Below are 9644 nucleotides of genomic sequence, written 5' to 3' on the forward strand. Positions count from 1 at the left end.
GGAACGGACACTTCCTTCGGACCGCCTTCCAGCGGGCCCTCCGGGCGCTTCGTTCTTTCGTGTTTCCAGCTTATCAGACGTTTTCCGCTCCGTTTTCCGGAGTTTCATTCATCGGATTTCCCGAACTGGCCGGGGCCACTTTCTGCGACAACCACCACGTTAGCGCATTCCGAGAGTTACTCGAAATTCACGCTCACACCCTGTCGACGACAACGCCAACGAACCCAATCGAATGGGCTTAGAAGTGTGAGAGTGGGTCTTGCTGAGTGAGGTGGCCGCTCCAGCGACTCGTTCAACACTAGGCCACCTGGAGGACATCGTCAAACGTCGAGGGCGGGATCCGGCTGGATCCCGCCCTCGTTCGTCGAAGCCGCAGGTCAGCGGCGTCGGGTTTCAGTCACTCCGCGGTCGCGTCGGACACCGCGGCCGACGTCGGCAGCAGCTCCGCGGCCGCCAGGTTGCGCTTCCCACGGCGCAGCACGAGCCAGCGGCCGTGCAGCAGATCGGCCTCGGTCGGCACCGCTTCCTCGTCCGTCACCTTGACGTTGTTGAGGTAGGCGCCACCCTCCTTGACCGTCCGGCGGGCGGCCGAGCGGCTCGGCGCCAGGCCGACGGCGACCAACAGGTCGACCACCGGCTGGAGTTCGGTGACCTCGGTCTTCGGGACCTCGGCCAGCGCCGCGGCCAGGGTCGGGGCCTCCAGGTCGGCTAGGTCGCCCTGCCCGAACAGCGCCTTGGACGCGGCGACCGCGCGCTCGTACTGCTCGGCGCCGTGCACCAGCGTGGTGAGCTCCTCGGCCAGGGCGCGCTGGGCGAGGCGGGCTGCGGGGCGCTCGGTGGTCTCGCGCTCCAGCTCCTCGATCTCCTCCTTCGAGCGGAAGCTGAAGATCCGCAGGAAATTGGAGACGTCCCGGTCGTCCGCGTTCAGCCAGAACTGGTAGAAGGCGTACGGGGTGGTCAGCTCGGGGTCGAGCCAGACCGTGCCGGACTCCGTCTTGCCGAACTTGGTGCCGTCGGCCTTGACGATCAGCGGCGTGGCCAGCGCGTGCACGGACTTGCCGTCGGCCTTGCGGATCAGGTCCGTGCCGGCGGTGAGGTTGCCCCACTGGTCGCTGCCGCCGGTCTGCAGGGCGCAGCCGTAGCGGCGGTTCAGCTCCAGGTAGTCCATGCCCTGGAGGATCTGGTAGCTGAATTCGGTGTAACTGATGCCCGCGTCGGAGTTGAGCCGTCGGGCGACGGCCTCCTTGGCGATCATGTTGTTGACGCGGAAGTACTTGCCGACGTCGCGCAGCAGGCTGATGGCCGACATCCCGGACGTCCAGTCCAGGTTGTTGACCATGCGCGCCGCGTACGGGCCCTCGAAGTCGAGGAAGCGCGAGATCTGGCCCCGCAGGCGCTCGACCCAGCCGGCCACCGTCTCGGGGTCGTTGAGCACGCGCTCGGCGGTGGGCTTCGGGTCGCCGATCAGGCCGGTGGCGCCGCCGACCAGGCCGAGCGGGAGGTTCCCCGCCTGCTGGATCCGGCGCATGGTGAGGATCTGCACCAGGTTGCCGAGGTGCAGGCTCGGGGCCGTCGGGTCGAAGCCGCAATAGAACGTGACCGGGCCGTCCGCGAACGCCTTGCGCAGTGCGTCCTCGTCGGTGGACAGGGCGATCAGCCCACGCCACCGCAGCTCGTCGACGATGTCCGTCACGGTCACGCTTCTCCTTCGATCGGGCGTCCGCCCGGTGGTGGCCCGGTTCGGTCGGGCCCCGGGTCGGTACGACTCCAGCCTGCTAGAGCCTACGCGGTTCCGGCCAGCGAGTTTCCCCCGAGGCACCGGGCCGGGCCAGCGTCGGACCCGCACCAGGTCGGCGCCAGGTGAGCGCCAGATGAGCGCCGAGCCGGCACCGGGCAGACGTCGGCTCTCCCCCACGCTCCTCCCCGATACCGGAAATTCCCTTGTTCGTCGGCTGTGGGCCCATTCAGAGTGGTTCCGCCGCCGCGCGGCGGCAGTGACGTGTGTGGAGACGGTCGTGCCGCCGTGGCACGCCCGTGGGAAGGGTGTGCCGAGTGCGCAACACGCTGGTTCTGAACGCGAGCTACGAGCCCCTGACGACGGTGTCGCTTCAGCGCGCCGTCGTCCTGGTGCTCCAGGACAAGGCCGTGGTGGAGCAGGCGCACCCGCTGCGCTCGATCCGGGGGACGGGCGTGGCCGTCCCGGTGCCGAGAGTGATCAGGTTGCAGAGGTACGTGAGGGTGCCGTTCCGACAACAGGCCCCGTGGTCGAGGCGGGGTGTCCTGGCCCGGGACCAGCACCTGTGCGCCTACTGCGGGCGCCGGGCCACCACGGTGGACCACCTGCAGCCCAAGTCGCGTGGCGGCGAGGACAGTTGGATGAACACCGTGGCCGCGTGCCCGGAGGACAACCAGCGCAAGGCCGACCGGACGCCCGAGCAGGCCGGGATGAAGCTGCTGCGGCGGCCGTTCGTGCCGACTCCGCAGGCCACCCTGATGCTGGCGCTCGGCCTGCGCGGCTCGGAGGCCCGGGAGCTGGCCGACTGGCTGCCGACCGCGCCGGGTCAGCCCGTCACCGCGGCCTAGACCTGTCCGGCGGATCCAGCCGCCTGAGGGGGCTCAGCCCTTCGCTTGGTAGCCCGCGGCCGTGCCGTAGTTGGTCGCGTGCTCGGGGACGACGACCACCTGCCCGCCGCCGATCAGCACCCGCCCGGAGAGCAGCAGCGAGCCGGTGCCGGGCGGGAAGTTGCCGCCGACCGCCTCCTGGCCGCCCGCCAGCGGGAAGCGGCCGAGGCGGGCGGGCTGGTCACGGCGTTCGTCGGCGGCCAGCACCAGCGAGCCGCCGTCGATGCCGACGGCCCTGGCGGTGCCCTTGGCGGCGGTCGGCGCCTTCCAGCGCTGCTTGCCGGTGTCCAGGTCGTAGCCGACCGCGGACACCGGCCCGCCGGGGTTCGCCGGGGTCATCGCGGCGACCATGGTGCGGCCTTCGAAGAACACCTCGGGGGTGGCCGAAAACGTTCCGTGGGTGACGGCCAGCCGGCCCGCGTCGGTGACCACCGGGATCTCGGCGGCCGGATCGCCGGCGGTGCCCCACCCGAACACCCTGTCGTCCTCGGGCTTCCCGCCGGTGGTGAGCACCACGGCGGGCTCGGCGGAGAGCACCGTGACCGTCTTCGGCTGGTTGTTCAGTCCCCGCCACCAGCTGACCTTGCCGTCCGCCACGTTCAGGGAGACGGCCTGGTCGGCGGGCGTCGAGTCCGCACAGGAGGAGGCGACCAGCACGGTCTTGCCGGTGACGCCGCCGGACAGGGTGCAGAACTTGCCCTGTCCGGTGTACTGCCAGACATCCTTGCCGTCGGCCGACGCCCAGGCCGCCACATGGTCGTCGCCGACCGCGACCACCATGTCCTCGGTGACGCCGATCCGCGCCGAGTAGGCACCCTTGGCGTCCGAGAGGGTCTTGGTCCAGGCGGTCTTGCCGGTCTTGGTGTCCACCGCGGCGACCAGTGTGCACGGGCTCTTCGGGTCCGCCTGCGGCCGGAACAGGGCCGCGCCGAGCCCGGCCTGGTTCACGCCCGCGGACAGTCCGCACGGGACGGCCCCGGCGGCCGGGGGCTCGACCGTCCAGGTCGGCTTGCCCGCCGTCCGGTCGTACGCGTGCACCCCGGAGCCATCGGCCCGGACCACCGCGTCGGCCAGCAGCCAGCTGCCGACCAGCGTGTCGTCCCCCGCGGGCTGGGTGGCTGCGGCGGCCTGCGCGGACCAGATCTTGGTGTGCGCCACCGAGAAGCCGGGCTCGCCCCCGCTGGTCGCGGCCGCGCTGCCGCCGCCCTCGGCGCCGACCGTCAGCGCGGCCGTTATCAGCACCCCGAGCGCGGCCACCCCGGCACCGGCCCGCACCATCAGGGCCCGCCGGTTGGGCACGTGCTCCCCGGTCAGGACGGCCGAGCGGACCTTGGCCACCAGCGAGGAAGGGGCGGAGGAACCCGAGCCGCCGTCACCACGCCGAGCGGCCCGCGAACGCCCGGCGGGCTCGGCGGGCCCGGAAGGCTGGTCGCCACTCTCCTCGTCGGCGGGCGCGGGCTCCGCCCGGGGTTCCTCCAACTGCACATAGCCGTCGGCCGAGTACTCCGCCCCCGCCGGGAGGTACAGCCCCTCCCCCGCCGGCTGCTCCTGCGGCGCGACGGCCGCGTACGGCTGCTGCCCGTGGTCCGGATACGACTGCTGGTACGGCTGGTACTGCTCCTGCCCGCCGTACGGCCCCTGGCCGTGACCCTGGCCGTCGCCCTGCGCGTGACCGTGCCCCTGGGCGTAGCCGCCCTCGACGTACCCGGTCTGCCCGTAGCCACCCTGCCCGTCGTACGACTGGGGGTCGTACGGCTGGGCGTCGTACGGCTGCTGGTTCCACTGCGGCGCCTGCTGCCACTGCCCGTGCGGCTGCGCCGGCGACTGCGACGGCGGCTGCTGCGGGTCGTAGTACCCCTGCCAGTCCTGCTGCGGGCCCTGGGGGTACCAGGGCTGCTGCTGGGCATGAGGGTCTCCGAAGGGCTCCTGCGCCATCGTTCCGTCCCTCCCAGCCCCGCCTGCCTGCCGATTGCGGCAGTCAGCATCTCACGCCCTCCCGAGCGCCCCGCCCGGGCGCCCCACCCCGGCCCCTAGGCGGCGGACTCTGCGTGCAGGGCTCCGTCGATGCGGGCGGCGAGGGTGAAGTCCAGGTCGGTGAGCCCGCCGGCGCTGTGGGTGGACAGCACGAACCGCAGGGTGCGCCAGCGGATGTCGATGTCGGGGTGGTGGTCGAGCGCCTCGGCCTGTTCGGCGACGGCGACGACCACCCGGATCGCGGCCGGGAAGTCGGGGGCGTCGGCGCTGCGGACGATGCTGTCGCCGTCCCGGCTCCACTGCGGCACGGCCGCCAGGGCCGCCCCGATCTCGTCCTCGCTCAGTCGTGCCCTGCTGCTCATCGGTGCGCTCCGGGGGTCGTCGCTCGGGTACCGGTCAGGCGGTCTTCCGGCGCGGACGGACCACCAGTTCGCCACCGCAGTTGGGGCAGTTGGCGGCCATCGCCTCGGTGCAGTCCGCGCAGAAGGTGCACTCGTAGGAACATATCGAGGCGGGGCTGTCGGCGGTCAGCGACACCTCGCAGCGCTCGCAGGTCTCGCGCATCTCCAGGGCCATGGCGCACTTCTCCGATTCACGTACGGTCAGACGGTCGGATGTACGATCCCACGTTCGTCCCGCCGGCCGGTCAACCCACCAGCAGTTTGGTGACGGCCGCCAGTCCGACCACCACGATGACCCCGCGCAGCGCGGCCGGCGGGAGCCGGCGGCCGACCTTGGCGCCGAGCAGGCCGCCGACCAGCGAGCCGGCCGCGATCAGCCCGGCGGCCGCCCAGTTCACCGTCGAGGTGAACAGGAAGAACAGCGCGGCGACCCCGTTGACGATCAGCGCCAGCGCGTTCTTCACCGCGTTGATCCTTTGGAGGTCCTCCTGGAGCAGCATGCCCATCAGCGCCATCAGCAGGACGCCCTGCGCGGCACCGAAGTACCCGCCGTAGATGCCGGTGAGGAACACCCCGAGCAGCAGCACCGCGCCGCCGTCCGGATCGCCGTCCGCACGACGCCGGGCCGCGACGGCCTTGGCCACCCGGGGTTGGATCACCACCAGGACGAGGGCGAGCAGGATCAGCACCGGGACGATCGCGTCGAAGGCTCCGCTCGGCAGCTTGATCAGCAGCAGGGCACCGAGCAGGCCGCCGAGCAGCGAGGCGGTCCCCATCCGCCGCAGGCGTCGGCCCTGGTCGGCCAGTTCACGACGGTAGCCGATCACGCCGCTGAGCGAACCGGGCACCAGGCCGAAGGAGTTGGAGACGTTCGCGGTCACCGGCGGAATGCCGACGGCGAGCAGGACCGGGAAGGTGATCAGGGTGCCGGAGCCGACGATCACATTGATCATCCCGGCACCGACGCCCGCCACCAGGACGGCGATCGCCTCCCAGAGCGTCATGGGTCACCTCTCCTCTCGGTCCTGTCCGAGGGGATCATGCCGGACCGCGCACCGGCCCGACCAGGCCCGACCATCATTCGGGACGCACGCCACACCGCCGCGACGCCCCGGCACCGGGAACGCCCCGGAAGCCCCGGAAAGCCCGGGGGCCCGCCACCACCAGGCAGCGGGCCCCCGACCGGAGAAGCGCTCCGATCACTCCGGGTCGATCTTGCGGTACTCCCGCGCCGGGTCCACCCGCGGCCGGGCCGCACCCTTCTCCACGTCCACCGGCCGCGGCCCGGCCGCCGGGTCGATCGGCACCTGGGTGGTCGCCGGAGGCGCCTGCGGCACGCTCGGCGCCGCCACCGCGCCACCGTTCATCCCACCGCCGTTGCCGGTCAGCCCGCCGAACGCGCCGCCGAGGCCCTTGAGCGCGTCGCCGACCTCACTGGGGATGATCCAGAGCTTGTTGGAGTCGCCCTTGGCCAGCTCGGGCAGGGTCTGCAGGTACTGGTAGGCGAGCAGCTTCTGGTCGGCGTCGCCGTCGTGGATGGCCTCGAAGACCGTCCGGATCGCGGCCGCCTCACCATCGGCGCGCAGCACCGCGGCCTGCGCCTCACCCTCGGCCCGGAGCACGTCGGCCTGCTTCTCACCCTCGGCCTTGAGGATCTGCGCCTGGCGCTGGCCCTCGGCGGTGAGGATCGCGGCGCGCTTGTCACGGTCGGCGCGCATCTGCTTCTCCATCGAGTCCTGGATGGAGGTCGGCGGCTCGATCGCCTTCAGCTCGACGCGGTTGACCCGGATGCCCCACTTGCCGGTGGCCTCGTCCAGCACCCCGCGCAGACCGGCGTTGATGACCTCGCGCGAGGTCAGGGTGGACTCGAGGTCCATCGAGCCGATGATGTTGCGCAGCGTGGTGACGGTCAGCTGCTCGATGGCCTGGATGTAGCTCGCGACCTCGTAGGTGGCCGCCCGGGGGTCGGTGACCTGGTAGTAGATGACGGTGTCGATGTTGACCACCAGGTTGTCCTGGGTGATCACCGGCTGGGGCGGGAACGGCACGACCTGCTCGCGCAGGTCGATCCGGTTGCGGACCCGGTCGATGAACGGGACGACGATGTTCAGCCCTGCGTTGAGCGTCCGGGTGTAGCGGCCGAAGCGCTCCACGATCGCGGCGCTGGCCTGCGGGATGACCTGGATCGTCTTGATCAGCGCGATGAAGGCCACCACGACCAGGACGACCAAAACGATAAGGACGGGTTCCACGGACTCTCCCCTAGACGACCAGGGCGGTCGCGCCCTGGATTTCGACGACGTCGACCTGCTGCCCCGGCTGGTAGACCTGGTCCGGGTGGAGCGCACGGGCCGACCAGATCTCGCCGTTGAGTTTGATCCGTCCGCCCTCCCCGTCGACGGTTTCCGCGACGACCGCGGTGGCGCCCTGGAGCGCCTCGATGCCCATCTTGATCTGTGGGCCCTTCTGCAACTGCCGGTAGGCGATGGGCCGGACGAAGGCCACCAGCGCGACCGAGACCACCAGGAAGGTCACCGCCTGGAGGACCACTCCGGCGCCCAGCCCGGCCGCGCCGGCGGCCGCGAGCGCGCCGACCGCGAACATGGCGAACTCCGGCATCGCGGTGAGCACCAGCGGTATGCCGAGCGCTGCGGCGGCCAGGAGCCACCAGATCCAGCTGTCCACACGTCCATCCTAGGGAGCGAAGGGCCTTCGAGGCGGACAGTTCCCGCAGGTCGAGGGGCGGAAACCGGTCGCAGGTGCGACCGGTTCCGACAGCCGTCGCGAAGTGGACGAACGGGGGGTCAGCCCAGCGGCAGGCCCTGCGCCGACCAGCGGTCGCCGTGGCGCTCCAGGGTGAGCGGCAGGCCGAAGCACTTGGAGAGGTTGCGGGCGGTCAGCTCGGTGTCGATCGGGCCGGCCGTGAGCACCTTGCCCTGACGGATCATCAGGACGTGGGTGAAGCCGGGAGCGATCTCCTCGACGTGGTGGGTGACCATCGCCATGGCCGGCGCGAACTCGTCCTGGGCGAGCGCGCCGAGCCTGCGGACCAGGTCCTCACGACCGCCGAGGTCCAGGCCGGCCGCGGGCTCGTCGAGCAGCAGCAGCTCCGGGTCGGTCATCAGGGCGCGGGCGATCAGGGTGCGCTTGCGCTCGCCCTCGGAGAGGGTGCCGAACTTGCGGCCGGTCAGGGCGGCCATGCCCATCCGGTCGAGCAGGGCGAGGGCGCGGCCCTCGTCGGACTGCTCGTAGGTCTCCTGCCAGCTGACCGTCATGCCGTAGGCGGCGGTGAGCACGGTCTGCAGGACGGTCTGCTCGGCCGGCAGCTTGTCGAACATCGAGGCACCGGCCAGGCCGATCCGGGAGCGCAGCTCGAAGACGTCGACCTCGCCCAGCTGCTCGCCCAGCACCGAGACCTTGCCCGAGGTCGGGAACAGGTACGAGGAGGCGATCTGCAGCAGGGTGGTCTTGCCGGCGCCGTTCGGGCCCAGGATGACCCAGCGCTCACCCTCGGAGATGGACCACGAGACCTGGTCGACCAGCGCGCGCCCCTCCCGGACCACGGATACGTCCACCAGCTCCAGCACGTCGCTCATGCCTACGCCTTCCCCAAATACACAAATGTCGGCCGTCGGTGCGGGGCGGCGAACCCACTCCGGCAGCCGGTGGGCACGGGGTGGGTGCGCCGCACGCGCATGGGCAAACCTACGCCACGCGGATGACCGCCGATTCCGTAGGCTGGCCGGATGCTCGTGACTCCTGCCGACAATCCGTACGAAGAGCCCCGTTCGGGGCGGCTGACCGCCTGGGGCAACGCCCTGCTGGGCGGCCTGGTGCCGCCCGACAACGCCGCCGCGGCCGTGCTGGGCGCCGACGAGGGCCACCGGGTGACCGGGCTGCCCGGGGACGCTCCGGGCGAGCTGCACGGGCTGACCTGGGCGCTGGGACGGCTGCGGGTGCTGGGTGTGAAGGGGCTGCGGCTGGCGCTGCCCTCGGCCGGGCACCCGCTGGGACTGACCGGTCCGGCGGCCTTCAACGAGCGCGCCCTGGCGGCGGGCGAGGCGGTGCTCGCGGTGGGCGTACCGCTCGGGCTGGTGCCGGAGATCACGGTGTTCGGCACGGAGGGGGACCGCTCGGCCACCGTGCTGTGGCGCTGCGCCGAGGTCAACGACACCCCGCCGGCAGACGTGCCCTCGCTGAACGAGGCCGAGCGCGAGCTGGCGGACGGGCTGCGCGAGGCGACCCTCCTGCTCACCCGGCTCGACGTGGCCGGCGCCGGCCCGGAGGCGCTGCGCGCCCTGGAGGCGTACCGCCGGCGCGGCCACGCCGAACTGCTCGCCCCCGGCTACCCGCCGCGCGCGGTACGGGTGCTGGAGTCGGCCCGCCAGGTGTCCGCCCTGCTGTCGATCGCCTCGGGCGGCCACGGCGCGGCGGTGAGCGCCTCCGAGATGGCCGCCCGGCAGTCCGTGCTGGCCCCGCTGCGGCGCACCGCCCGGCGCGCCCAGGTGGCCGCCTACAACGCGCTGGTGGACGGGCGCGAAGAGCGCTAGGCGCAATGCCGGTGACTTTGCTGTCTCTGCCTCGTTGATGGTGGTGTGGCGAGGGTGGGGCAGGTCAAGTCGCCTGCGGGTGAGCGGTTGTCGGATC

At 71.8% G+C, this 9644-nt stretch carries 10 protein-coding genes; 2 read left to right on the plus strand and 8 right to left on the minus strand.

All coding sequences use genetic code 11. The features are described 5' to 3' along the window. Positions 1-397: 397 nt before the first annotated feature. On the minus strand, positions 398-1693 hold the full coding sequence (gene tyrS, locus ACZ7BZ_RS37950; protein ID WP_470362369.1) for a tyrosine--tRNA ligase: 1296 nt from the start codon (positions 1691-1693) through the stop codon (positions 398-400). Between the two features lie 359 nt (positions 1694-2052). Here tyrS and ACZ7BZ_RS37955 point away from each other — a divergent pair, with 359 nt between their 5' ends. Then, the gene (locus ACZ7BZ_RS37955; RefSeq protein WP_470362363.1) at positions 2053-2583 is read left to right on the plus strand and encodes an HNH endonuclease; all 531 of its coding nucleotides are present in this window, start codon (positions 2053-2055) and stop codon (positions 2581-2583) included. A gap of 33 nt (positions 2584-2616) precedes the next feature. Here the strand turns inward: ACZ7BZ_RS37955 and ACZ7BZ_RS37960 are convergent, their stop codons facing one another. The 7 genes from ACZ7BZ_RS37960 to ACZ7BZ_RS37990 all read right to left on the minus strand — a co-directional run bounded on the left by ACZ7BZ_RS37960 (position 2617) and on the right by ACZ7BZ_RS37990 (position 8593). Then, positions 2617-4557 (minus strand): outer membrane protein assembly factor BamB family protein, encoded by a 1941-nt coding sequence (locus tag ACZ7BZ_RS37960; protein ID WP_470362364.1) that lies wholly within the window; start codon positions 4555-4557, stop codon positions 2617-2619. 95 nt (positions 4558-4652) lie between these two features. Continuing rightward, positions 4653-4958 (minus strand): 4a-hydroxytetrahydrobiopterin dehydratase, encoded by a 306-nt coding sequence (locus ACZ7BZ_RS37965; RefSeq protein ID WP_470362365.1) that lies wholly within the window; start codon positions 4956-4958, stop codon positions 4653-4655. 34 nt (positions 4959-4992) lie between these two features. Beyond that, the gene (locus tag ACZ7BZ_RS37970; RefSeq protein ID WP_470362366.1) at positions 4993-5172 is read right to left on the minus strand and encodes a DUF1272 domain-containing protein; all 180 of its coding nucleotides are present in this window, start codon (positions 5170-5172) and stop codon (positions 4993-4995) included. Between the two features lie 70 nt (positions 5173-5242). After that, a complete protein-coding gene (locus ACZ7BZ_RS37975; protein WP_380457712.1) occupies positions 5243-6001 on the minus strand; it encodes a sulfite exporter TauE/SafE family protein in 759 nt (252 codons plus the stop codon). A gap of 195 nt (positions 6002-6196) precedes the next feature. Further along, a complete protein-coding gene (locus ACZ7BZ_RS37980; RefSeq protein ID WP_470362367.1) occupies positions 6197-7249 on the minus strand; it encodes an SPFH domain-containing protein in 1053 nt (350 codons plus the stop codon). Between the two features lie 10 nt (positions 7250-7259). Next, positions 7260-7682, minus strand: coding sequence for an NfeD family protein (locus tag ACZ7BZ_RS37985; protein ID WP_465751247.1), 423 nt, complete (start codon positions 7680-7682; stop codon positions 7260-7262). 119 nt (positions 7683-7801) lie between these two features. Then, positions 7802-8593, minus strand: coding sequence for an ABC transporter ATP-binding protein (locus ACZ7BZ_RS37990; RefSeq protein WP_380457706.1), 792 nt, complete (start codon positions 8591-8593; stop codon positions 7802-7804). A gap of 150 nt (positions 8594-8743) precedes the next feature. Between ACZ7BZ_RS37990 and ACZ7BZ_RS37995 the strand changes: the two genes are divergently transcribed. Continuing rightward, positions 8744-9547 (plus strand): hypothetical protein, encoded by an 804-nt coding sequence (locus ACZ7BZ_RS37995; protein WP_470362368.1) that lies wholly within the window; start codon positions 8744-8746, stop codon positions 9545-9547. Positions 9548-9644: the final 97 nt, after the last annotated feature.

Source organism: Kitasatospora sp. NPDC036934 (assembly GCF_055608425.1).